At 64.5% G+C, this 25,562-nt stretch carries 17 protein-coding genes; 14 read left to right on the forward strand and 3 right to left on the reverse strand.

Annotated features, from left to right (window positions below; translation table 11 throughout):
- Positions 1–45 precede the first annotated feature (45 nt).
- The gene (locus ACEN88_RS02200) at positions 46–873 is read left to right on the forward strand and encodes an MFS transporter (RefSeq protein WP_413337184.1); all 828 of its coding nucleotides are present in this window, start codon (positions 46–48) and stop codon (positions 871–873) included.
- 69 nt (positions 874–942) lie between these two features.
- Here ACEN88_RS02200 and ACEN88_RS02205 read toward each other — a convergent pair whose 3' ends face one another.
- Positions 943–3,390, reverse strand: a complete 2,448-nt coding sequence (locus ACEN88_RS02205; protein WP_413337185.1) for a TonB-dependent receptor — start codon at positions 3,388–3,390, stop codon at positions 943–945.
- Between the two features lie 255 nt (positions 3,391–3,645).
- Between ACEN88_RS02205 and ACEN88_RS02210 the strand changes: the two genes are divergently transcribed.
- The 5 genes from ACEN88_RS02210 to ACEN88_RS02230 all read left to right on the forward strand — a co-directional run bounded on the left by ACEN88_RS02210 (position 3,646) and on the right by ACEN88_RS02230 (position 12,225).
- On the forward strand, positions 3,646–4,653 hold the full coding sequence (locus tag ACEN88_RS02210; protein ID WP_413337186.1) for a LacI family DNA-binding transcriptional regulator: 1,008 nt from the start codon (positions 3,646–3,648) through the stop codon (positions 4,651–4,653).
- 61 nt (positions 4,654–4,714) lie between these two features.
- Positions 4,715–7,072, forward strand: coding sequence for a glycoside hydrolase family 65 protein (locus ACEN88_RS02215; RefSeq protein WP_413337187.1), 2,358 nt, complete (start codon positions 4,715–4,717; stop codon positions 7,070–7,072).
- Positions 7,069–7,713, forward strand: a complete 645-nt coding sequence (pgmB, locus tag ACEN88_RS02220) for a beta-phosphoglucomutase (protein ID WP_413337188.1) — start codon at positions 7,069–7,071, stop codon at positions 7,711–7,713. Before ACEN88_RS02215 ends, pgmB begins: the two co-directional genes overlap by 4 nt.
- 33 nt (positions 7,714–7,746) lie before the next feature.
- On the forward strand, positions 7,747–9,012 hold the full coding sequence (locus ACEN88_RS02225) for an MFS transporter (RefSeq protein WP_413337189.1): 1,266 nt from the start codon (positions 7,747–7,749) through the stop codon (positions 9,010–9,012).
- Positions 9,013–9,366: 354 nt separating this feature from the next.
- Positions 9,367–12,225: a TonB-dependent receptor gene (locus tag ACEN88_RS02230; RefSeq protein ID WP_413337190.1), complete on the forward strand. Its 2,859-nt coding sequence runs from the start codon at positions 9,367–9,369 to the stop codon at positions 12,223–12,225.
- 77 nt (positions 12,226–12,302) lie between these two features.
- Here the strand turns inward: ACEN88_RS02230 and ACEN88_RS02235 are convergent, their stop codons facing one another.
- The gene (locus ACEN88_RS02235) at positions 12,303–14,414 is read right to left on the reverse strand and encodes an EAL domain-containing protein (protein WP_413337191.1); all 2,112 of its coding nucleotides are present in this window, start codon (positions 14,412–14,414) and stop codon (positions 12,303–12,305) included.
- 109 nt (positions 14,415–14,523) lie between these two features.
- A complete protein-coding gene (locus tag ACEN88_RS02240; protein ID WP_413337192.1) occupies positions 14,524–15,309 on the reverse strand; it encodes a hypothetical protein in 786 nt (261 codons plus the stop codon).
- 407 nt (positions 15,310–15,716) lie between these two features.
- Here ACEN88_RS02240 and ACEN88_RS02245 point away from each other — a divergent pair, with 407 nt between their 5' ends.
- The 8 genes from ACEN88_RS02245 (at position 15,717) to ACEN88_RS02280 (ending at position 25,493) form a co-directional block, all read left to right on the forward strand.
- The gene (locus tag ACEN88_RS02245; RefSeq protein WP_413337193.1) at positions 15,717–17,069 is read left to right on the forward strand and encodes an MFS transporter; all 1,353 of its coding nucleotides are present in this window, start codon (positions 15,717–15,719) and stop codon (positions 17,067–17,069) included.
- A 138-nt stretch (positions 17,070–17,207) separates the two neighbouring features.
- Positions 17,208–18,155: a glycoside hydrolase family 43 protein gene (locus ACEN88_RS02250; RefSeq protein WP_413337194.1), complete on the forward strand. Its 948-nt coding sequence runs from the start codon at positions 17,208–17,210 to the stop codon at positions 18,153–18,155.
- Positions 18,156–18,167: 12 nt separating this feature from the next.
- Positions 18,168–19,226, forward strand: coding sequence for an aldose epimerase family protein (locus tag ACEN88_RS02255; protein WP_413337195.1), 1,059 nt, complete (start codon positions 18,168–18,170; stop codon positions 19,224–19,226).
- Between the two features lie 21 nt (positions 19,227–19,247).
- Positions 19,248–20,135: an SMP-30/gluconolactonase/LRE family protein gene (locus tag ACEN88_RS02260; protein WP_413337196.1), complete on the forward strand. Its 888-nt coding sequence runs from the start codon at positions 19,248–19,250 to the stop codon at positions 20,133–20,135.
- 140 nt (positions 20,136–20,275) lie between these two features.
- Positions 20,276–22,018 carry an IlvD/Edd family dehydratase gene (locus ACEN88_RS02265; RefSeq protein ID WP_371765825.1) on the forward strand — a complete coding sequence of 581 codons (1,743 nt, stop codon included), beginning with the start codon at positions 20,276–20,278 and terminating at the stop codon, positions 22,016–22,018.
- Positions 22,019–22,091: 73 nt separating this feature from the next.
- Positions 22,092–23,084 (forward strand): AraD1 family protein, encoded by a 993-nt coding sequence (araD1, locus tag ACEN88_RS02270; RefSeq protein WP_413337197.1) that lies wholly within the window; start codon positions 22,092–22,094, stop codon positions 23,082–23,084.
- Positions 23,081–24,661, forward strand: coding sequence for an aldehyde dehydrogenase (NADP(+)) (locus ACEN88_RS02275; protein ID WP_413337198.1), 1,581 nt, complete (start codon positions 23,081–23,083; stop codon positions 24,659–24,661). Before araD1 ends, ACEN88_RS02275 begins: the two co-directional genes overlap by 4 nt.
- 64 nt (positions 24,662–24,725) lie before the next feature.
- A complete protein-coding gene (locus ACEN88_RS02280) occupies positions 24,726–25,493 on the forward strand; it encodes an SDR family NAD(P)-dependent oxidoreductase (RefSeq protein ID WP_413337199.1) in 768 nt (255 codons plus the stop codon).
- Positions 25,494–25,562 lie beyond the last annotated feature (69 nt).

The following is a 25,562-nucleotide window of genomic DNA, read 5'->3' on the forward strand; positions in this document are numbered from 1 at the left end:
GCCGGGTTTAGCCTCGGCGTTCCGGGGGGAAGATTCGGGCCCTTTTTGGTTTTTGGCCCACACACCCCGGGCCCCGCCTACGGGGGGCGGGGGTGCGCCACGCTCGGCGCCGCGGGCGGCCTTGGCTTCATGGTGGGGCCCGTCCTGGGCGGTGCCCTCGGCCAGGTGTCGCTGTCGGCGCCGCTGTATGGCGCGGCCGCCGTGGCGCTGCTGAATTGCGTGCTGGTCTGGTTCTGCATGCCGGAAAGCCATCCGCACGCGCGCCGCAGCGTACGCCTGCATTGGGGCCAGTTCAACGCCGTGGGCCAGCTGCTGCGCGCGCTGCGCGAACCGCGCCTGCGACTGCTGTTCGCGGTCGTGTTCTGCTTCGCCCTGGGCGGCACCGTGCTGCAGGCGAACCTGACGGTGCTGCTGAAGGACTTGCTGGCCTTCCAGCCGGGCAGCATCGGGCTGGTGCTGGCAGGCGTAGGCGTGATGGACATCGTCAGCCAGGGCTTCGCCGCGCCGCGGCTGCAAACCCGTTTCGGCGAGCGCCGCGTCGCCGCTGCCGGCCTCGCGATCAATGGACTCGGCCTTGCCATCGTCGCGCTGCTGCCGCTGCACGCCATCGTGCCGCTGCTCGTGGCCGGGATCGCGGTCTTTACATTCGGCGACGGCCTGTTCCAGCCATCCGCGAGCGCGTTGATCGCCAATGCCGCGCCGCCGGAACGGCAGGGCGAAGTGCAGGGCGCAAACCAGGCGCAGCAGGCCATCGCCCGGACGGTGGGACCGCTGGCGTCGGCCTGGCTGTACGGCATCGCGGCGAGTGCGCCGTATGCGGTGGCCGCGATCGTCGTGCTGGCGGCGGCTGTGGCGCTGTCGCGCGAATCCTGAAAAAAAAAGCGGGACCGAAGTCCCGCCAAGAGGGTACAGCAGAAGAGGAGGGTAAAGCTTTACGTCGATTTAAAAGCGGTAGGTCAGCGACGCCTCCCACGCGCGGCCGAAGATTGGACGCGCGTTGATCGGGCCGGTGCTGGCGCCCACGAGGCGCGAGTTACCCTCGGTCAGGCCGAGCGAATTGTTGACGTTGGTGCCCGTGACGCGGAATTCCAGCTTGTCGGACAGCTCGGCCAGGATGCCCAGGTCCAGCGTGTTATACGACGGCAGGTACTGGGTGTTCTGCTGGTCCGCCCAGCGCGCGCCGATGTGCGAGTAGGTGCCGTAGAAGCGCAGGGCATAGTCGCCGATCGGCAGGCGGTAGCTCGGCGAGAAGCGGTACTGGAACTTCGGCTGGCGCTGCACCTGGTTGCCGGCGATGGTCGGATTGTCCTTGTACGTCGAATCCTGCCAGTCGCCCGTCAGCTGCAGTTGCAGGCCCGCGATCGGACGCACCGCCAGTTCGAATTCCACGCCCTTGCCGTGCGAGCCGCTCACCGAATACAGCACGCCCGACGTCGTGATCTGCTGGAACGAGATGCCCGTGAAGTCCGTGAAGAACGCGTTCACGTAGGCGCTGTACAGCGGCGTCGCCGTCTTGTAGCCGATCTCGTACTGCGTGACTTTCGGCGTCGGGACGCGATTGCGGTCGTTCACGACATCCTGCGTGCCGGCGTTGCGCAGGTCGTCGAAGTAGATGAACGTGTGGCCCTGGTTGGCGCGCACGAACACGCTGGAATCCTTGGTCAGCTTGTACAGGCCGCCCGCGGTGAACGAGTTCGCGGTGTCGTCGCGCGACAGGCCCGTGAAGCTGCCGCTCGGCGTCGACGTGCCGTTGTTGTAGACCGTCAGCGGATTGTTGTCCGGATCGACCGAGGTCAGGTTCGAGATCGAGCCCGAGATGTGCTGCTTCTCGTGGCGCATGCCGGCGTCGACCTTGATGCGGTCGTTGATGCGCCATTCGTCGGCGATGAACACCGCCGTGTTGCGGCCGTCGTACGAGGCGATCGGGGCGTAGAACACGTTGCCGTCCGTGCCGTTCCTGGAGACGACGGCACCGTTGTTCAGCTTGACGTCGATGAGGCGCGCGTTCGGCGTCGCGGTCATCAGGTGGCTGTTGCCCAGGTACCAGACGTCGTGCGACGAATAGTTCGCGATGTAGGCGCCCGCCGTGATCGTGTTGTCATTGCCGATGTCTTTCGAGACGCGGAACTCGTCCGTGAACGAGCGCAGCTTCTTCTCGACGGCCCACAGGCCCGCCTGCACCACCTGCTGGTTCGGTGCGACCGTGCCGCCGCCGTTCGTGTACGTAATTGCGCCGCCGGTGGCAGCGACGCCGCCCGCCGCGGCCAGCACTGCTGAATTGCCGTTGGCGGAGGAGACGGCCTGGCTCACGTAGTCGGCCGCGCTCAGCGGGTTGTTACCCGTGAACATGGCGATGGTGTTCAGGTCGCCCTTGAAGTAGTTGAACTTGTTCGACACGTCCCAGCCGTTCAGCTTTTGCTGGAAGTCCGCGCCGACCAGGTTCGACGAGAGGCCGCGGCCGTCGCCCAGGTCGTACGTCAGGGTCTTGCCCGGACCGGCTTCCACCGTGAAGTTGCGCATCTCGTTGCTCATCAGCGTCCCGCGCAGCGGATCGAAGCCGGGGAACGACGAGATCGTGTGGCCGTTGTTCGACGAGATCAGCGGCACGCCCGTGTAGAACGCGTTCTTGTCCGACGTCGAGCGGGCGTAGACCGTCAATTCTCCCTGGTCCAGCTTGCGGGTCAGCGAGGCGGACAGCTGGCCGCCGTCGTCGGCCGGGAAGCCGGCGTCGCGCACGCCGTTCGTCGTGCGGTAGAAGCCGCCGATCATGCCGTACCAGCCGTCGGCGATCTTGCCGCTGTAGACGCCGTCGAAGCGGCGCAGGCTGCCGGTACCGGTCGTGAAGCGCAGGCTGCCTTCGGGCTCGTCGCCGCCTTTCTTCATGATGAAGTTCATCGTGGCGCCCGGCTGGCCGCTCGAGTAGATCGTGCTCGGACCGCCGCGCAGCACTTCCACGCGCTCGATCGTGTCATCGAGGCGGAACGCGGACGAGCCTTCGAAGAACGACAGCACGGGCACGGGGAAGATCGGGTTGCCGTTCATCTGCACGGAGACGAACGGCGAGTCGCTGCCCGACGGGAAGCCGCGCACTTCGATGTTGGCGCCGGACTGGCCGCCCGTCGCTTCGGCATACACGCCCGGGACGATCTTCAGCACGTCGGCGGTCGACGACGGTGCGGCCTGCTTCAGTTGCTCTTCGGTCGCGGTCGTGATCGAGAAGCTCGTGTCGATCTTGCGCGTGCCGGAGGCCGATGCCGTACCGGTCACGACGACTTGCTGGATTTCTTGCTGGACATTGTCCTGAGCGGCCGCATGGGACTGGGCAACGAGGGCGAGGACAGCGAGGGCAACTGCCGACAGTTGCGGGAACTGCATGGTGGTTTTCAGCATTGTTTTATTCATCTTACGCTCTCAGTGATTGGGAACCGGCTGCGGGGCGTCTCCTCCCCGATTTACTTGTCGATTGATGGTTCGACAAGGAAAGTCTGGCCATTGAAACATCGGATTGACATCGATGTCAATCAAAATGCTATCGATGTCATTTTTTGTCGACACGACAAAAAAATCTGTCATAATCCATCCCGCTCAAGTAATCTGTTACCGCTACCCCAAGCTTATTTCTCACGACCTATTGCTTACAAGACTATGGCGCAAGCGAAGAAACCCCTGGCCGGCGATACCGCCGTGACGATGGAAGACCTGGCGAAGATCGCCGGGGTCTCCACGATCACGGTGTCGCGGGCATTGCGCGACAGTCCGCTCGTGACGGAAAACACGCGGGAAAAGATTCGCAAGATCGCGCAGGAGCAGGGCTATCGCTTCAACATCAGCGCGCGCAACCTGCGCATGCGCCGGTCGTATTCCGTCGCCGTCGTCGTCGAGATGACGCCCGTGAAGGGCCGGCCGATGTCCGACCCGTATCCGCTCGAACTGTTGGGCGGCATCACGCAGGAACTCACCACCGCCGGCTACAGCGTCGTGCTCACGTCCAAGCAGCTGCTCGACACGGCCCCGGTGCAGGGCGCCGACGGCCTGATCCTGCTGGGCCAGGGCTCGCACGGCGAGGCCGTGAAAGCCTTGCAGCAGACCACGTTGCCGCTCGTCGTGTGGGGCGCGCCGGAAGAGGGCGCCACGTACACGGTCGTCGGTTCCGACAACCGCAAGGGCGGCGCCAGCGTCGCCGAGCGCTTCCTGGAGCAGGGCCGGCGCAAGCTGATCTTCGTCGGCGACGTCGACCACGCCGAGGTGCAGGAACGCTGTGCCGGCTTCATCGACGCGCTGTCCGGCCGCGCCACCGTGCACATCCTGCGCCCGAAGGCGTTCACGTTCGAAGCGGGCTTCGATTGCGTCACGTCGATCCTGAAAAAGAAGAACGGCCACAGCATCGACGGCCTGTTCGCCGCCAGCGACCTGCTGGCGATGGGCGCCATCCGCGCGCTGACGGAAGCGGGCCTGCGCGTGCCCGACGATATTTCCGTGATCGGCTACGACGACACGCCGGGCGCCGCCAGCTTCGTGCCGCCGCTCACGAGCGTCCACCAATACCTGCGCGACGGCGGTGTGCTGCTCGCGAAAAAAATGCTGGCCATGATCGAAGGCCAGCCGGCGCATTCGGAAATGCTGCCCACCACGCTGATCGTACGCCACACCTGATCACGCTACATCACCCATAAGCTTGAAGAACGCGCCCCGCGCACGAGACGAGGAAACTGAAGTGAAAGATGACATCGATAACACCAATGACATCGATAACAATAGCGCCATCGCGGCCGAGTCGTGGCGCATCCGCGAAGACGCGCTGGACCCGGCGCGTGCGTTCCTGCACGAGACCCTGTTCACCCTGGGGAATGGCTGGATCGGCATGCGCGGCACGCCGGACGAAGGCACCGTCGGCGCTGCCGGCCAGACGCTGGAAGGCACGTACCTGAACGGCTTCCACGACACCGAAGCGATCCGCTACCCGGAAAACGCGTACGGTCTCGCCCGCATCAACGAATTCATGCTGAACGTGCCGAACGCGAAGCGCATCGCGGCCGTCATCGATGGCGAACGCTTTGCGCTGGACGCCGGCAACGTGCTCGCGTGGGACCGCACGCTGGACTTCCGCACCGGCCTGCTCGAGCGCACGGTCGAGTGGGAGACCGCCACGGGCAAGCGCGTGCGCATCGCCAGCCGCCGCCTCGTGTCCCTCGCACGCAAGCACGTCGCCGCGATCGAATACGCCGTCACGCCGCTGAATTTTTCGGGGGGCGTGCGCATCGTCGCGGACATCGATGCGGACGTGACGAATCTGCAGGCCGGCGACGACCCGCGCGTCGGTTCCGCGCTGACTGGGGCGTCGCTGATCGAGACGCAGCGCGAGGTGGGCGGCGAGCCCGGCGCACACGACGTGCTGCTGCTGCAGCGCACGCGCCACAGCGGTTTTACGCTGGCCACGGCGACGGATACCGTGCCGTCCAGCGCCGCCCGCGTCGGGCAGGTCGGACTGGGCCACGCGTTCGATGCCGACGTCGCGCAGGGCGCCACGTTCACCGTGCACAAGTACGTCGCCTACGCGAGCTCGCGCGACATGGCGCAGGACGCCGTCGGCCCGCACGCGCGCGCCGAGCTGGCGCAGGCCCGCGCGGCCGGCTTCGATGCCCTGGCCGCCGAGCAGGCCGACTATCTGTCCCGCTTCTGGGAAGACGCCGACGTGGCGATCTCCGGCGACGACGCCCTGCAGCAGGGCGTGCACTTCAACCAGTTCCACCTGCTGCAATCGGTCGGCCGCGACGGCAAGACGAATATCGCGGCCAAGGGCGTGACGGGCGAAGGCTACGAAGGCCACTATTTCTGGGACACGGAAATCTACGTGTTCCCGTTCTTCCTGTATTCCCGTCCCGAGATTGCGCGCGCGCTGCTGCAGTACCGCTACAACGGCCTGCCGAAGGCACGCGAGCGCGCCCGCCAGATGGCCCATGCGAAAGGCGCGCTGTACCCGTGGCGCACGATCGCCGGCGAGGAATGCTCGGCCTACTTCCCGGCCGGGACGGCGCAATACCACATCAACGCGGACGTCGCGTACTCGATCCGTTTATACCTGCTGGCGACCGGCGACTTCGACTTCATGGCGGAGCAGGGCGCCGAGATCGTGCTGGAAACGGCGCGCATCTGGACGGGCATCGGCAGCTACGACCGCGCGCAGCGCTTCTGCATCAACGCGGTGACGGGACCGGACGAATACACGGCCATCGTCAACAACAACTACTACACGAACGCGATGGCGCGCATGCACATGACGTTCGCGGCGGACGTCGCGGAGCGCCTGCGTGCCGAACGCCCGGCGGACTACGCGCGCGTGGCGCAAGCCATCGGCCTCGAGGACGCCGAGATCCGGGCGTGGCGCGCCGCCAGCGCCGCGATGCGCCTGCCGTACGACGACGCGCTCGGCATCCACGAGCAGGACGACAGCTTCCTGTCCAAGAAACCGTGGGACTTCGCGAACACGCCGAAGGAGAATTACCCGCTGCTGCTGCACTACCACCCGCTCGTGATCTATCGCCACCAGGTGTGCAAGCAGGCGGACGTCGTGCTGGCGCTGCTGCTGCTGTCGAACCAGTTCTCGCTCGACGACAAGCGCCGCGACTTCGATTTCTATGAGCGTGTGACGACGCACGATTCCTCGCTGTCCTCGTGCATCTTCAGCATCGTCGCGAGCGAGATCGGCTACCGCGACAAGGCGTACGGCTACTTCATGGAGACGGCGCGCCTGGATCTCGACAACACGCACGCGAACACGCAATACGGCGTACACACGGCCGCGATGGCCGGCACGTGGCTCGGTGTCGCCTACGGCTTCGCCGGCATGCGCCTCGACGACGCGGGCCTGCGCTTCGCGCCGACGCTTCCCGACCGGTGGACGGGCTACCGCTTCAAGGCGCAGGTGCGCGGCGCGCTGCTGGAAGTCGCGGTCGACGGCGCCGGCACCGACTACCGCCTGCTGCGCGGCGCCAGCCTCACCTTCGCGCACGCTGGAACCACGATCGCCCTGGACGCGCAGCGCGCCCACATCCGCATGGAGAACCCACAATGACTTCAAGATTCAAAGCCGTCATCTTCGACCTCGACGGCGTCATCACCGACACGGCGCACTACCACTACCTGGCGTGGAAGCGCCTCGCGGACAGCGTCGATGCGCCGTTCGACGCAGCGTTCAACGAACAACTGAAGGGCGTCGACCGCATGGGTTCCCTGGACCTGATCCTCGCACGCGCGCCGCGCACGTACACGCTTGAAGAAAAGCGCGCGTTGGCCGATGCGAAGAACACGCATTACCAGGAACTGATCGCGACCATGACCCCGGACGATCTGCTGCCGGGCGCCCTGCGCGCGCTGGAAGAGGTGCGCGCGGCGGGACTCCGGATCGGCCTCGCGTCGGTCAGCCGCAACGCGTTCACGGTGCTGGACCGCCTGGGCATCCGCGACCGCTTCGACGACGTCGTCGACGCCGCGACCATCGTCAACGGCAAGCCCGATCCCGAGATTTTCCTGACGGCGGCCGCGCACCTGGGCGTCGATCCCAAGGATTGCCTGGGCGTGGAAGATGCCGCGGCGGGCGTCGCGTCGATCAAGGATGCGGGCATGTTCGCCGTCGGTGTCGGCAGTCCCGAGGTGCTGCATCGCGCCGACCGTGTGATACCGTCGATGGACGCGTTCCGGCTGCAGGACTACTAAAAAACATAAAACATAAAACACATTGGAGACAACATGAACCAACGACGCATCCTGCTCGCCCTGTTCATGATTTATTTCGTGTTCGCCATCCTGCTCAACAGCGTGGGGACGGTGATCCTGCAGGTCATCCACACCTACGGCGTCGACAAGGGCGCGGCGAGCGTGCTGGAAGGGTTCAAGGACCTGCCGATCGCGATCGTGTCGTTCTTCGTCGCGTCGACCCTGCCGCGCTTCGGCTACACGAAGGCGATGCTGGTGGCGCTGGCGATCGTCACCATCGCCACGCTGGCGATGCCGCTGATCCCGGCCTTCGCGACGGCGAAACTGCTGTTCCTGTGCGTGGGCGTCGCGTTCGCGCTGGTGAAGGTGTCCGTGTACTCGACCATCGGCCTCGTCGCGCGCGACCGCAAGCACCATGCCGGCATCACGAACATGCTGGAAGGCTTCTTCATGGTCGGCGTGCTGTCGGCGTACTGGATCTTCGGCTTCTTCATCGATGCCGATCATCCCGCGTCGACGAGCTGGCTGAACGTCTACTGGCTGTTGTCCGTGCTTTGCGCGGCCACGTTCGTGCTCGTGCTGGCGACGACGTTCGACGAAGCCGGCGCCGCGCCGCCGGACAGCCGCGGGCCGGCGGCCGACTTCCTGCAGATGCTGCGCCTGTTCGTGCGGCCGCTCGTGTACGTGTTCGTGCTGACGGCGTTCCTGTCCGTCCTCGTCGAGCAGGCGATCGGTTCGTGGCTCCCCACGTTCAACAACGAGATCCTGATGCTGCCCGCCACGATGAGCGTGCAGGTGACGAGCATCTTCGCGGGCTGCCTCGCGGTGGGACGCCTGCTGGCCGGCGTCGTGATGCGCCGCCTGAACTGGTATCCCGTGCTGACCGTGTGCATGCTGGCGATGGGCGCGACGGTGCTCCTTACGCTGCCGCTCACGCACGGCGTCAATCACGATCCGAACGTGACGTGGTCGACGGCGCCTGTCGCCGCGTTCCTGTTCCCGCTCATCGGCCTGTTCATGGCGCCGATCTACCCGGGCATCAATTCCGTGATGCTGAGTTCCCTGCCGCGGCACCAGCACGCACCGATGACGGGCCTGCTCGTGATCTTCTCGGCGCTCGGCGGCACCACGGGGTCATTGATCACGGGGTATGTGTTCGGCCACGTGAACGGGCACTTCGCGTTCTACCTGACGCTCGTGCCGATCGTGTTGATGGTGGTAAGCCTGTACGCGTTCAAGCGGCAGGTGGAAAAAACCGCCGGCGCCGCGTGGACGGCCCGGCCGCACGAGTTGATTTGACCCGCGTGACGGATCCGCAAGGACATGTTTGTTGCTGATCCGCTACGTTCCCACATGCATGACCCTGCTGGCGGACTCCCTCGCGCCGCCTCCTGATCGCTGCCCCATGTGCGGCTGATCGTCCCCGTTTTCCCCGCCCATTTCACTACGTTTTCCCTCTACGGAACCGGCTTTGCGCCATTTAATGGCGCGCAAAGTCGGCTCCTGATTTGTTGTCAAAAAGTTTGGTTCGATATCAAAACCGATATGGGAAACCCAGAAAAAATCATTGGATCGATCATTGCCGCGTCTCTAACATTCAAAACATGCCAGTCGAGAAGTCAATATTTCTATAACTAGAAACACAGGAGACGTATGAAATCGCAATTATCTGCACGTCCTTTGGCCCTGAAGATGTCGGTTACCGCGTTGATGGGCGCCGGACTGCTCACCAGCGCCTCCGTATGGGCGCAAGCGGCCCCCGAAAAGACCGAGCCGGTCGAGACCGTGGTCGTCACGGGCGTCAAGGCATCGCTGATCAAGAGCCTGGCCATCAAGCGCACCAACGACCAGGTCGTGGAATCGGTCGTCGCCGACGACATCGGCAAGCTGCCAGATAACAATGTCGTCGAAGCGCTGCAGCGCGTGACGGGCATCCAGGTCACCGACCGCGCCGGCGGCGAAGTCGGCACGCTGTCCATCCGTGGCATGCCCGACGTGCAGACCACCTGGAACGGCCGCACCATTTTTACCGCCTCCGGCACGCAGGTCGCGCTGCAGGACATTCCGTCGACCCTGGTGCGCCAGATCGACGTCTACAAGACACGCGACGCCAGCCAGCTGGAAACCGGGATCGCAGGCCAGATTGACGTCAAGTCGCTGCGGCCGTTCGATTTCAAGGGTTCGAAAATCTCGCTGTCGGCGCGTGAAACCTATCTCGATCCCGCGAAGAAGGGGAACCCGCAGCTCAGCGGCATGTTGAGCAACCGCTGGCAAACCGGCTTCGGCGAATTCGGCGCCCTGGTCAATCTGTCGGATACCAAGACGAAATACCGCAACGAAAGCGTGGCGCCGGGTGCGATGGTGCCGTTCGTCAGCCCCAATGCCGCGGAAGACCCCGCAGGTTATACGCCCTTGCAGCGCATCTTCGACAACAGTGTCTGGACGCCCGGTACGCGTACCGGCTTGCCGACGGCTGCGGGTTCGACGCTGAATTTCAACGGCAAGGCGTATCCGTACTACCTGTCGCGTGACGCTATTTTCCAGAACGACCTCCAGGGCGAGCGGGAGCGTCCTTCCGCCAACATCGCCTTGCAGTGGAAACCGAACAGCGATTCGATCTACACCTTCGAATCGATGTACAACGGCTATCGTAACAAGACCTTCAACAAGTTGTTGTTCAGCTTCGTCGACTGGTGGGGCGATCTCGGCGCCAACCCCGCGGGGTCGATCACGACGTTCCCGGGAACGAATATCATCCAGAGCCGTACGGTCAATAACGTCTATGGCTTCAACAGCGGCGATTACACCACCTCGGCAACCGACTCGTACGTGTATGCCCTGAACGGCAAATGGGATATTGGCGACCGCCTGAAGCTGGAAGGTGACGTGTCGTACCAGACGAGTACCTTCCACTCGGAATTCACCGCCACCCGCATCGATCGCGTTGCGCCGTCCATCAACGTCAAGTTCAATGACGGCAACAACAACACGGCGTTCCATTTCAACAACGATGCCGACCTGACCGACCCGAGCAAGTGGAATGTCGCGCAGTTCTACGATAACGCCAACCGCAACAAGGGGAGCGCCGCGACGGCCAGCCTGGCGGGCGTCTTCGATGCCGACTGGGGTGCGCTGCAGACGCTCCAGTTCGGCGCGCGCTTCGACGACCGCAAGGCGTCGGAGGCCAACCGGGCGCAATCGGCCTTCCTGGGCCGCAGCCTCGCCTCCCTGGGGCCGGAGTATTCCTCCGTCAATTCGGGCTTCGGCACGGGCATCTCGGACGTTCCGCGCTCATGGGTGGAGGCCAATGCCTACTACATCCGTGACCATATCGATGACTGGCGCAAGCTTTATAACTCGGTCGATGCGAACTTCCAGACGACGGATAAACTGAGCCTGCAGAAGACGTTCGACGTCGATGAAAAGACGACCAACCTGTTCCTGATGGGGAATACCCAGAACGACCTGTTCGGCCATAGCCTGCGCGGCAATTTCGGCGTGCGCTACGTCAAGGTCAAGACCGACATGAACTTCTACAAGGTCGATGCCACCACCAAGGCGGTCACGGCGTCCAGCGCCAGCAAGTCGACCAGCAAGTTCCTGCCGAGCATGACCCTGATTTACGACCCATCCAAGGACGTCGTGCTGCGCTTCAACTATGGTGAAACCCTGCGCCGCCCGAGCTTCGGTGATCTGAATCCCGTCTATCAACTCGGTGATGACGTCTCGAGGGTCGGTTATGGCTCGGGCAGCGGCGGCAATCCCGACCTGAAACCGACACACTCCAAGAACCTCGATCTGACGGCTGAGTGGTATTTCCAGAAGGACAGTGCAATCTACGGCACGCTGTTCAAGCGCAAGATCGACGGCCTGATCGTGAATACGCGTCGCAAGGTCCACGTCGATCCGGCGGACGACCCGTTCCGCAACTCGACCGGAGGCGGCGACCATACGAACGGCTATGACTACGTCATCAGCTCGCCGGCGAATGCATCCAACGGCACCATGAAGGGCGCCGAGCTCGGCCTGATCTACTTCCCGAAGTGGCTGCCGAGCGCGCTGGACGGCTTCGGCATCCAGGCCAGCTATACGCGACTCACCTCGTCGCAGAACGTGCCCGAGGTTAATGATGCCGGCGAAATCGTCTCGCAGCTCGAGACACCGTTCTTCGGCGTCTCCAACAAGTCCTACAACGCCACGCTGGCGTACGAAAAGGGCCCGGTCAGCGCGCGCTTGTCCCAGGTCTGGCGCTCGGGCTTCCTGGCCTCCAACGAAGCCGCGTTGTTTGCCAATCCGATCGGTATCTGGCGTCATCCGGAGAAGAGCGTCGACATGCAGATCTCCTACAAGATCAACGACAACACGACGCTCGATATCAGTGGTGTCAACCTGACCAACGAAGTGCAGCAGGCGTACTACCACTTCGGCACCGCGGGTAACGCGCAGCTGACCAATTTCGGTACGCTCCAGATCGGACGTTCGGTCGCGGTCGGCCTGCGCTGGAAGCTGTAAGGCCCTGGGGTCGAACGACCCCGCCAGCCAGACAGGGCGTTGCTTGGTTCACACCAGCAACGCCCTTTTCCATGGTCCTACGGCTTGCATCCTGGATCGGCCTGGTCTGGCGCCGCGGTCTGCGCCAGCAGCAGCGCCCGGAAATCGTCCGACCGCATCGGCTTGCCGATCAAATAGCCCTGCAGCACGTCGCATCCGGTCGAGCGGATCGCTTCCTTCTGCAGCTCCGTCTCGATTCCCTCGCAGATCACGTCCAGCTTGAGCGACTTGGCAAAGGCGATGACGCCGTTGACGATGTCCAGGCAGCGCCGGTCCTGTTCGATCTCGCGCACGAACGAGCGGTCGATCTTGATCGCGGTGATCGGCAAGGTGCGCAAGTAAGACAGGTTCGAATAGCCGGTGCCGAAGTCGTCGAGGGCGATGCGGAAACCGTCGCGCTGCAGTGAGCGCAGCACCGACGCCGCCTTGTCGATGTCCTGCATCAGCATGCTCTCGGTGACTTCGAGCTTGATGCACTCGGGGTCCAGGTCGTAGCGGTTGACGAGGTTCTTCAGCAGCGGCGGCAGGTTTTCGTCCGTCAGCTGGCGCGGCGAGACGTTCACCGCCATGCGCAGCCGGTAGCCCAGCAATTCCCATTCGCGCGCCTGGCGGCACGCTTCTTCGCACACCCAGGCGCCGACGGACGTGATGGCGGGCGAGCCTTCCAGCATCGGCAGGAACAGGTCGGGGGCGAGCAGCCCGAGGCGCGGATGTTCCCAGCGCAGCAGCGCCTCCGCACCGACGACGGCGCCGTTCACGGCGCTCACCTGCGGCTGGTAGAACAGCACGAACTGGCGGCGTTCGAGGGCGGAGAACACGTCCTGGCGCAGTTCCAGGCGCTGCTTGAGCAGGTGGCGCGCGGCCGTCGAGAAGATGGCGTACGTGTGGCGGCCATTGTCCTTGGCCTCGTACATCGCGGCGTCCGCGTTGTTGAGCAGCTCGTCGGCCGAATACTCGCGGCCGTTGCCGATCGCGATGCCGATGCTGCCGCCCACCGTCACGTAATGGCCGTCGACGGCGATGGGGGTCGCGAGGTGCCGCAGGACGGCCGCGGCCACACCCTTCGCGCCGTCGGCGTTCATGCCTTCGAGGACGACCACGAACTCGTCGCCGCTGATGCGCGCGACCGTGATGCCGGCGCCGGCGAGGCTGCCCAGGCGCCGTCCGATTTCCTGCAAGGCCATGTCGCCCGCGCTGTGGCCGTGGGCGTCGTTGACTTCCTTGAAGTGGTCGAGGTCGACGAACAGGACGCCGACCGGGCGCTCGTCCTCGACCGAACGTGCCAGGGCCTCGTCGAGCGCGCGCAGGCAACTGAGGCGGTTGTGCAGGCCCGTCAGGCTGTCGTGCGTGGCCAGGTGCAGCAGCCGCGTCTCCGCTTCCTTGCGCTCGGTGACGTCGGCGAAGAATGCGGTGACGCCTTCGCGCGACGGGTACACGCGCAATTCGAGCCAGATGCCCAGCGGCGCGTAGAAGTTCTCGCAACGGGCGACTTCGCGGTCGTGCATCGCGTGCTGGTAGGCGTCGTAGAACGGGCCGCCGACGGATTCCGGGAACTCGTCCCACATGTTCTTGCCGATGAGGTCGTCCTGGCTACGGTCGATCCAGGCCGCGCCGCGCGCGTTGATGTACGTGAAGCGCCATTCGCGGTCGAGCGATACGCAGCCGTCGGAGATGCTCTCCAGGACGGTGCTCAGGCGTTCGCGCGCCTGCACGGCGGCCTGCTGGGCTTCGACGACTTCCGTCACATCCTGCAGGAAGGCGACGAAGTGGGTGGGCGTGTTCCCGTTCTCGCGCACGGGAAACAGGTGCATGCGGCACCAGAACGGGGTGCTGTCCTTGCGGTAGTTGCGCAGCAGCGCCGTGCAGATCTCGGCGCGCTCGACGCAGTGGCGGATCAGCGCGATCTCGGGCTGGTCGCGGTCGTCGCGCTGCAGGAAGCGGCAGTTGCGGCCGACGACTTCGTACAGCGCGTAACCCGTCATCCGTTCGAACGCGGGGTTGACGTACGCGATGGGATTGTCCGGCAGGCTGGCGTCGGAAATGATGATGCCCGTGTTGCTCGCCTCGATCAGTCGCTTGAAGAACGGCACCGGCAACTGTTCGATCTTGTCGAGGAGGGAGCGGACTTCTTCAGGAGAACAATTCTGCATGATCGTCTACCTTGGCGCTGGACGTTATCAGTGTAACGCCGCCTGAGGCCGGCATGCAGCACGAAAGACAGCGGTGTCCGCATCGAGTTGCCTGGCGGACGCAGCCGGTTCAATCCACGCCCAGCGCCGCCATTTTCGCCCGCAGCGCCAGCCGGTCCGCATCGATCTGCGCGCCGTTCGTCTGGCGCGACAGGGCGGCCTTGTCCTTGCGGCCGAGGAAGTAGGCGATGCGCTCGGCGTTGGCGCCGGACGGGTGCGGGATGCCGTGCAGGATCCGGTCCGCATCCAGCACGCCGCGCGCCGCCAGCCAGTCGAGCGCGAGGCCGACTTTCGGGCCCAGCGGTACGTACACCGCATCGGGCAGCGACGCCGCTTCGGCCGCGAAATAGTCGAGGAGCTGGGCCTGCAGCAGCGGCGTCGTCAGCATGTTCGGCGCCGCGCCGTTGTAATTCTTGTCATTAACGAAGACGGGATGGCGCAGCACGGCCGTCACGTGCATCAGGTGCGCGTGCGCGCCGAACAGCGACGCGCAACTGGCGATGCCGAGCCAGCGCTGCAGGCCCACGTGGTCGAGCAGGGCGACGAGGTTCGGCCGGATCGCGCCGGAAAACGCGCCGGTGTACTTGGCCGCGCGCAGAATCTCATCCTCTGCGGCACCTTGCGCCAGCAGGCGCCGCGCCTCGCGCACGGCGTTCTTCCATTGCACGAAGCCGGGCGAGATGCCGACGAGGACGAGCCGGGCCCCGTGGTTCACGTAATCGAACGGGATGTAGTGCGCGCTGATGTTGCCCGTGCGCGCCAGCAGGAAGCCGGCCGGGATCTGCGCGGGCGTGCCTGCGAGGTCCGGATCGGTGTCCAGGATGAGGTCGCGGAACGTGGAAAAGGTCGCCTGCATGAAATTGCAAAAAGTTCGGATGCCTCGCATTGTGCCACGTGAATCGTTCTCACTTCCTTTTAATGCGGCTTACCCATACGAAAAACGATATTGAAGTTGCCGAAAAATTGATTGGATCGTTCTCGATGTTGCGCCTAACATTACCGATAAGCATGCCAGTTCAGAAGGCTTCCCCAGCTTTCAGAAACATAACAATACTTACAAAGTCATAGGAGACGTATGGAACCCATCGCATCGGGCCGATCGGCGCCCGCTACCCGCGCGGCTGCCGTGCGCCGTCATGACCGTGTCGTCGGCTTTGCCCTCCGTTGGAAACACTGATTCAGGTTTCTAATCACTAGGCAATAATCAGGGTGCTGCGCGGAAGGAATCCGGGTAGCACCTTCGTCGTTTGGAAAGAGGTCCGTATGCATACCCAGAAACTCTCCACGCTCGAAAAAGTGGGCTTTGGCGCCGGTGACATGGCGCTCAACGTGGTGATCTCATCGATGATGCTGATCATCACTTTTTTCTATACGGACGTCTATGGACTCAAGACGACCGACCTCGCGCTGCTGTTCGTGCTCGTCAAGATCGTGGGCGCGATTTCCGACCTGATCGTCGGCCAGATGACGGACAGTTTCCTGTCCCGCTGGGGCCGCTACCGGCCGTATTTCCTGTTCCTCGCGATCCCGTACGGCCTATCCGTGTACGCCGTGTTCAGCACGCCGGACTGGAATTACGACGCCAAGCTCGTGTGGGCCTATTCCACCTACATCATCATGACGCTGATGACGTCGGGCGTGGGCGTGCCGTACATCTCGCTGATCAGCGGCCTGACGAGCGACCCGCAGGAGCGCCTGTCGGCCAACGGCTACCGCCTGTTCCTCGCGAAGGTCGGCGCGTTCATGGTCACGATCGTCGTGCCGATCCTCGCGCAGCGCTGGGGCAACGGCAACCAGGCCGCCGGCTACCAGGCGGCGATGGCCCTGATGGCGGTGCTGGGCGTCGTGCTGTTCCTGTTCACGTTCTTCACGACGACCGAACGCGTCGTCTACAAGACGAAGCGCCAGCCGCTGCTGGAACAGATCGCGGTGCTGGCGCAGAACGACCAGTGGCTGATCCTGTGCGCGGTCTGCGTGACGGGCACCATCGGCTACGTGATCCGCGGCTCCGTCGCCATTTATTACGCCAAGTATTATCTGCACGGCGACACGGAGACCGTGTCCGCCTTCCTGTCGACGGGTGTCGCGGCCGCGATCATTGCGATGGTCGTGTCGACGTGGGTGACCAAGTTCTATTGCAAGGTCAAACTGTTCCGCTACACGCAGCTGATGGTGGCGGTGCTGTCGGTGATGATTTATTTCCTGGTCAAGCCGGGCGACACGGCACTGGCCTTCTTCCTGTACTTCCTGCTGTCGCTCGTCGTCGACCTGCACGCACCGGTGTTCTGGTCCGCGATCGCCGAGACCATCGACTATGGCCAAGTGAAAACGGGCAAGCGCGTGTCGGGCTTCGCGTTCGGCGGCATCTCGGTCGCGCAGAAGGCCGGCATGGGACTCGCGGGCGGCATGGTGGGCCTGCTGCTGAATTATTTCCACTACCAGCCGAACCAGGAACAGAGCGCGCTGGCGCTGCAGGGCATCGCCCTGATGCTGTCCGTGATTCCCGGCTTCTTCCATTTCCTGATGGGGGCGCTGATGTTCAAGTACCGCATCAGTGATGAGTATTACTCTACCGTCAAGGAAGATTTGCGGGCGAGCCAGGCCGCGGCGGGCTGATTTTTTGAACGTCATCCCCGCGAAAGCGGGGATCCATGCTGAGTGTGCGATTGAGCCATCCTCGGCGATTCTGCGAAGTCTCCATGGATTCCCGCCTTCGCGGGAATGACGGTTTTTAATGTAAAGATGAGAATTGCTATGGAAACCGTTCTTAAACCTCTGATCGAACAACGCGCCGACCCATATATCTACAAGCACACGGACGGCTATTACTACTTCACCGCCTCGGTCCCGCAATACGACCGCATCGAACTGCGCCGCGCAAGGACGATCGCGGAACTGGCCGCCGCACCCACCGTCGACGCGTGGGTCAAGCCGGACACGGGCCCGTACAGCGAGCTGATCTGGGCGCCCGAGCTGCACTTCAACATGGGCGCGTGGTACGTCTATTTCGCCGCCGCGCCGAGCCGCGAGATCAAGTACAAGCTGTTCCAGCACCGCATGTACGCGATCCGCAATACCAACGCGAATCCGCTCGAAGGCACGTGGGAATTCATGGGCCAGGTCGACACGGGCATCGACACGTTCTGCCTGGACGCGACCACGTTCAACCACAACGGCGTGTTGTACTACCTGTGGGCGCAGAAGGATAACGAGATCGAAGGCAATTCGAACCTGTACATCGCGAAGATGAAGACGCCGTGGCAGATCGAAGGCAAGCCCGTGCTGCTGTCGAAGCCCGAACACGATTGGGAAATCCGCGGTTTCTGGGTCAACGAAGGCCCGTCCGTCCTGCGCCGCAACGGCAAGATTTTTATTTCGTATTCGGCCAGCGCCACCGACGAGAATTACGCGATGGGCCTGTTGTGGGCCGACGAGAATGCGGACCTGCTCGATCCGGCCGTATGGACAAAGTCGCGCGAGCCCGTGTTCCGTACATGCTACGATCACGGCATCTACGGACCCGGCCACAATAGCTTTACCTATGCTGAAGATGGCGACACCGTCATGCTCGTCTACCACGCGCGCACTTATACGGAAATCGTCGGCGATCCGTTGTGGAACCCGGACCGCCATACCTTCGTCAAACCGCTGCGTTGGGACGAGAACGGCATGCCGGTATTCGGGCGGCCATCTACCCTCTGAGGAAACAACAACGTGCAAAACGGAATTACCCAAGCGCCGTTCGGGACCTTGCCCGACGGTCGGCAAGTCAACCAGTACACGCTCAAGAACAATAACGGCATGGTCGTCAAGGTGCTGGACTTCGGCGGCATCATCACCGAGATCCACGTCCCGGACCGCGACGGCGTCTTTGCCGACGTCGCCCTCGGCTTCGAAACGCTCGAGCCCTATGTCAAGGACAGCCCGTATTTCGGCGCGCTGATCGGCCGCTACGGCAACCGCATCGGCAAGGGCCGCTTCACGCTCGACGGCAAGGAGGTCCAGCTGACGACCAACAACGGCAACAACCACCTGCATGGCGGCGATCCGGGCTACGACAAGGTGTTGTGGACGGCCGCTGTCGAAGGCGACAGCCTCGTCCTGCGCTACCACAGCCCGGACGGCGAGCAGGGTTATCCCGGCAATCTCGACGCCATCGCCACGTATGTGCTGACCGACGACAACGAGATCGTCGTGCGCTTCCACGCCGTGACCGACCAGCCGACGCCCGTCAACCTCACCCAGCACAGCTATTTCAACCTGGCCGGAGCAGGGCAGGGCGACATCCTCGCCCATGAGATCACGATCGACGCGGATAAATTCGTGCCCATCGATGCGGAATCGATCCCGTTCGGCGAACTGGCCCCCGTGACGGGCACGCCGTTCGATTTCCGCAAGCCGCGCGCGATCGGCGAGCGCATCACGCAACCGGACAAGCAACTGCGCCACGGTACCGGCTACGACCATTGCTGGGTGCTGAACAAGCACCTGGGCGACAAGAGCCTGAAGCGCGCCGTCCACGTGGTCGAGCCCACGACGGGCCGCGTGCTCGAACTGTTCACGCAGGAACCGGGCGTGCAGTTCTACAGCGGTAACTTCCTCGACGGCTCGCTGAGCGGCAAGGGCCATCCCTGGATTTTCCGCAGCGGCTTCTGCATCGAGCCGGAACACTACCCGGATTCGCCGAACCAGCCGACGTACCCGAACACGATCCTGCGTCCGGGCGAGGTCTATGAAACGGAATCGCGCTTCCGCTTCTCGGTGGCGCAATAAGTCAATCAGGAGAGACGCTACATGATGGAACTGGTGGTGGATGGCCGGAACGTACTCGGCGAGGGAATCATCTGGGACGACAAGGACGCGCGCCTGTTCTGGACCGATATCGAAGGCAGCGAACTGTGGTCGCACGCCCCCGCGACGGGCGCGTTGCAGCGCTGGCCGCTGCCCGAGCGCCTGTGCTCGATGGCGCTGACGCACGACGACGGCCGCCTGCTGCTGGGCCTCGCCTCCGGCCTGGCGTTCTTCGATCTCGCCAGCGGAGAACTCGACCGCATCTGCGACGTCGAGGCAGACCTGCCCACCACGCGTCTCAATGACGGCCGCACCGACCGCCAGGGCCGCTTCGTTTTCGGCGTGTTCAACCAGGCCGAGAACCCGAAGGAGCCGATCGGCGGCTTCTACCGGCTGAACCACGACCTGTCGCTGGAGCGCCTGCCGCTGGGCGGCGTCGCCATCGCCAACAGCATCTGCTTCAGCCCGGACGGCCGCACGATGTATTACGCGGACTCGGGCACGCGCGAGATCCGTTGCTGCGACTACGACCCGGACACCGGCGCAGTGGCTAACCTGCGCGAATTCGCGGCGGCCGACGCGGCCCCGGGCGATCCGGACGGCTCGACGATCGATGCGGACGGCTATCTGTGGAGCACGCGCTGGGGCGCGGGGCAGGTCGTGCGCTTCGCCCCGGATGGTACCGTCGATCGCGTATTGACGTTGCCGGCGCCGCAACCGACGTGTCCGGCGTTCGGCGGCCGCAACCTGGACGTCTTGTATGTCACTTCCGCAACAGTTGGCCTGCGCGCCGGCCAACTGGCGGATGCACCAAAATCGGGCGGTGTGTTTGCAAAATCGCTAACAATTAAGGGCTTGGCAGAGGTTAAATTCGCTGGCCGGAGCCGATAGCGGTAACAGCGATGTCGATAACGATATCGATTGCTGCTAAAAATTGATTGGAAAGTTATCTTAGCGGCCTTTAGACTTCCTTCATCGCTGAGCTGGACGACGACAAGGGTCGCTCAGATTACAAAAACGACGGAGGAAGAATGTCCGAGACAAAAAAGAAGCCCACCCTGCGTTCAGCAGCGTGGTTCGGTACCCAGGACAAGAACGGCTTCATGTACCGGAGCTGGATGAAGAACCAGGGTATCCCCGATCATGAATTCCAGGGCAAGCCGATCATCGGCATCTGTAACACCTGGTCCGAACTCACGCCCTGCAACGCCCATTTCCGCAAGCTGGCCGAGCACGTCAAGCGCGGCATCCTGGAGGCGGGCGGCTTCCCGGTCGAATTCCCCGTCTTCTCGAACGGCGAGTCGAACCTGCGCCCGACCGCCATGCTGACCCGTAACCTGGCCAGCATGGACGTCGAAGAATCCATTCGCGGCAACCCGATGGACGGCGTCGTCCTCCTGGTCGGCTGCGACAAGACCACGCCGGCCCTGCTGATGGGCGCCGCGAGCGTCGACATTCCGGCCATCGTCGTCACCGGCGGCCCGATGCTGAACGGTAAGCTGAACGGACAGGACATCGGCTCCGGCACCGCCGTCTGGAAACTGCACGAGCAGGCCAAGGGCGGCCAGATCTCGATGCACGACTTCCTCGCCGCCGAAGCCGGCCATGCGCGCTCGGCCGGCACCTGCAACACGATGGGCACCGCGTCGACGATGGCCTGCATGGCCGAATCGCTCGGCGTCTCGCTGCCGCACAATGCCGCGATCCCCGCCGTCGACGCGCGCCGCTACGTGCTGGCGCACATGTCGGGCATGCGCATCGTCGAGATGGTCAACGAAGACCTCAAGCTGTCGAAGATCCTCAAGCGCGAGAACTTCGAGAACGCGATCCGCACGAACGCCGCGATCGGCGGCTCGACCAACGCCGTGATCCACCTGAAAGCCATCGCCGGCCGCATGGGCGTGCCGCTGGAACTGGAAGACTGGACCGCCGTCGGCAAGGGCACCCCGACCATCGTCGACCTGCAGCCGTCCGGCCGCTTCCTGATGGAAGAGTTCTATTACGCCGGCGGCCTGCCGGGCGTGCTGCGCCGCCTGGGCGAAAGCAACCTGCTGCCGCACAAGGACGCGCTGACCGTGAACGGCAAGACGATCTGGGAAAACGTCCAGGACGCGCCGATCTACAACGACGAAGTGATCCGCAAGATCGACAACCCGCTGATCGACGACGGCGGCATCTGCATCCTGCGCGGCAACCTGGCCCCGCGCGGCGCCGTGCTGAAACCGTCGGCCGCCTCGCCGCACCTGATGAAGCACCGCGGCAAGGCCGTCGTGTTCGAGGACTTCGATCACTACAAGGCGCGCATCGTCGATCCGGACCTGGACGTCGACGAGAACTCGATCCTCGTGATGAAGAACTGCGGTCCGAAGGGTTACCCGGGCATGGCCGAAGTGGGCAACATGGGGCTGCCGCCGAAGCTGCTGGCGAAGGGCATCACCGACATGGTCCGCATCTCCGACGCGCGCATGAGCGGCACCGCCTACGGCACCGTCGTGCTGCACGTGGCGCCGGAAGCGATGGCCGGCGGTCCGCTGGGCATCGTCAAGGACGGCGACTTCATCGAACTCGATTGCAAGGCCGGCCGCCTGCACCTGGACGTGCCGGAAGACGAGATCAAGACCCGTCTCGCCGACCGCGCCGAGAACCAGAAGGAAGCGCCGCGCACCGGTTACGCGGGCCTGTACCTGGATCACGTGCTGCAGGCGGACGAGGGCTGCGACTTCGACTTCCTCGTCGGCTGCCGCGGTTCGGCCGTGCCCAAGCATTCCCATTGATTGATCGACGTTGGACGCGTGAACGGTTTGGCCGTTCCCGCGTCCTGTTCATTCTGAACGAACGGATTCCACCATGCTGCTCATCCAATACAAATCCGCCACCGGCGACCGCCGCGTCGGCATCCTGAACGGCGACGCCGTCACCGCCATCACCGGCTACGCCACCACGCTGGAACTCGCCAAGGCCGCGATCGCGCAAGGCAAGTCGCTCGCCGCGCTGGCCGACGCATCCGCCACCGGCGACAAAGAATCCTATGAAGCGATCGCGCAGGCAGGCCGCGTGCTGGCCCCGATCGACCACCCGGACGCCGCGCACACCTACGTCACCGGCACGGGCCTGACGCACCTGGGCAGCGCCGACGCGCGCGACGCCATGCACAAGAAGATCGGCGGCGACGTCGAGTCGCTGTCGGACTCCATGAAGATGTTCCGCATGGGCGTCGAAGGCGGCAAGCCGGAAGCGGGCAAGGCCGGCGTGCAGCCGGAATGGTTCTACAAAGGCGACGGCTCGATCGTGCGCGCCAGCGGCCAGGACATGGAAATGCCGGACTTCTCTCTGGACGGCGGCGAAGAGCCGGAGATCGCCGGCCTGTACGTGATCGGCGACGACGGCCAGCCGTACCGCGTCGGTTTCGCGATCGGCAACGAGTTCTCGGACCACGTGACGGAACGCCAGAACTACCTGTACCTCGCGCACTCGAAGCTGCGCAACTGCGGCGTCGGCCCGGCGCTGCTGGTCGGCGAACTGCCGGCCCACGTCGAAGGCGTGTCGCGCATCCGCGCCGCCGACGGTTCCGTGCGCTGGGAAAAAGCGTTCGTGTCGGGTGAGCAGAACATGTCGCACACCATCGGCAACCTGGAATACCATCACTTCAAGTACGGCCTGTTCAACCGCCCGGGCGACGTGCACATCCACTTCTTCGGCACCGCGACCCTGAGCTTCGCCGACAATATCAGCGTGCAGGCCGGCGAGACGTTCGAAGTCGAGTCGCCGCAATTCGGCCCTGCGCTGCGCAACAAGCTCGCCGTCCAGTCCACCCAATTCGCGAAAGTAAAGACCTTATGACCATCGCACAGATCACGGGCGAAGCCCTCATCGGCGGCGTCGCCCAGCGCGGCGCCGGCGGCTCGTTCAAAGCCTGGAACCCGGGCGCGCGCACGCATATCGAACCCGCATTCAACATGGTCGACATCGCCCAGATCGACCAGGCCTGCGGCCTGGCCGGCAAGGCGTTCGACATCTTCCGCAACACGACCGACGAAGAGCGTGCCGCGTTCCTCGACACGGTCGCCGAGCAGATCATGGCCCTGGGCGATGCCCTGGTCGAGCGCGCGATGGCGGAAACCGGCCTGCCGCGCGGCCGCATCGAAGGCGAGCGTGGCCGCACCTGCACCCAGCTGAAACTGTTCGCCAGCCTGCTGCGCGAAGGTTCGTGGCAGGATCCGCGCATCGACCCGGCCCTGCCGCAGCGCACGCCGCCGCGTCCCGACCTGCGCAGCCGCCTGATCGGCGTCGGTCCCGTCGCCGTGTTTGCCGCATCGAACTTCCCGCTCGCGTTCTCCGTCGCCGGCGGCGACACGGCATCGGCCTTCGCGGCCGGCTGCCCGGTCGTGCTGAAGGCCCACTCGGCCCACCCGGGCACGTCGGAACTGGTGGCGCGCGCCGTCGTGAAAGCCGTCGAACTGTGCGGCCTGCCGGCCGGCACGTTCGCGCTGCTGACCGGCACGGGCAACGGCATCGGCCAGGCGCTCGTCGCGCATCCGGCCATCCAGGCCGTCGGCTTCACCGGTTCGCGTTCGGGCGGCACCGCACTGATGGCCGTCGCAGCCGGCCGCCAGCAGCCGATCCCGGTCTACGCCGAGATGAGCAGCATCAACCCGGTGTTCCTGCTGCCGCAGGCGCTGGAACAGCACGCCGAGCGCATCGGCCGCGAATTCGCCGCGTCGCTCACGCTGGGCGTCGGCCAGTTCTGCACCAACCCTGGCCTCGTGCTGGCGATCGACGGTCCGGGCCTGTCCACGTTCTGCGCATCGGCGACGGCCGCGCTGAACGACACGCAGCCCGCCACGATGCTGTCGGCCGGTATCGCGTCGAGCTTCCGCCGCGGCGTGGGCGCGTTGGCCAGCAACGAAGCGGTGACCACGCTGCTGCGCCTGGAGCACGAGGAGAACCAGGGCCACGCCGCGCTGTTCCGCGTGGAAGGCGACGCCTTCCTGGCCCGCAAGGAGCTGCACGAAGAAGTGTTCGGCCCGGCCTCGCTGCTGGTCGTGTGCAAGGACGTCGAGCAGATGCGCGCCATCGTCGAGCACCTGGAAGGCCAGCTGACGGCCGCGATCCACCTGGAAGAGGGCGACATCGCGGCGGCGCGGGTCCTGCTGCCGACGCTGGAGCGCAAGGTCGGCCGCATCCTGGCCAACGGCTTCGGCACCGGCGTGGAAGTGGCGCATGCGATGGTGCACGGCGGTCCGTTCCCGGCCACGGCCGACGGCCGCAGCACCTCGGTGGGCACGGGCGCGATCTTCCGCTTCCTGCGCCCCGTGGCGTACCAGAACCTGCCGCAGGCACTGCTGCCGGCGGTGCTGCGCGACGAGAACCCGCGCGGCATCTGGCGCCGCCGCGACGGCGCGCTGGGCAAGGAATAAGTACGAAAGATGGCGGCGCCGGGGGTATCCTGGCGCCGCTTACAATAAGATTTAGGAGACGACGATGGGTACTTTAGCCAAGTACGGTAGCCTCGAAGGCAAACGGGTATTCGTGACGGGCGGCGGCAGCGGGATCGGTGAAGCGATCGTCGCCGCGCTGGTGGAGCAGGGCGCGCTGGTCGGCTTCGTCGACATCATGCGCGACGCCAGCGAGGCGCTGGTGGCGCGACTCGCTGCGGCGGGCCACAAGGCGCCGATCTACCGTTACTGCGACATCACCGACATCCCGAGCCTGCAGGCCGTGATGGCCGAGATGGCCGCCAAGCTGGGCGACTTCGACGTCATCGTCAACAACGCCGCCAACGACCAGCGCCACCAGATCGGCGAGGTGTCGGTCGAGTACTGGGACGAGCGCATCGCCATCAACCAGCGTCCGATGTTCTTCACCGTGCAGGCGGCGCTGGAAGGCATGAAGCGCCGCGGCGGCGGCTCCGTCATCAACTTCAGTTCGATGTCGTGGCACGCCAAGAACCCGAACTACCCGATTTATGCGACCACGAAGGCATCCGTGATCGGCCTGACGCGCTGCCTCGCGCGCGACCTCGGACAATTCAACATCCGCGTCAACACCGTGACGCCGGGCTGGGTGATGACCCAGCGCCAGATCGACCTGTGGCTGGACGAGGCGGGCGAGGCCGAGATCGCCCGCTCGCAATGCCTGCCGGGCAAGCTGATGCCCGAGGATATCGCCGCGATGGTGCTGTTCCTGTCCGCCGACGACAGCAAGATGTGCACGGGGCAGGAATTCATCGTCGATGCCGGGTGGGTGTGACGGATATACCGTCGCATTTCCGATCCCGCCGCTACCTTCAAGACCGTCATTCCCGCGCACGCGGGAATC

Source organism: Massilia sp. CT11-108, assembly GCF_047302915.1.
GTDB lineage: Bacteria > Pseudomonadota > Gammaproteobacteria > Burkholderiales > Burkholderiaceae_D > Telluria > Telluria orientalis.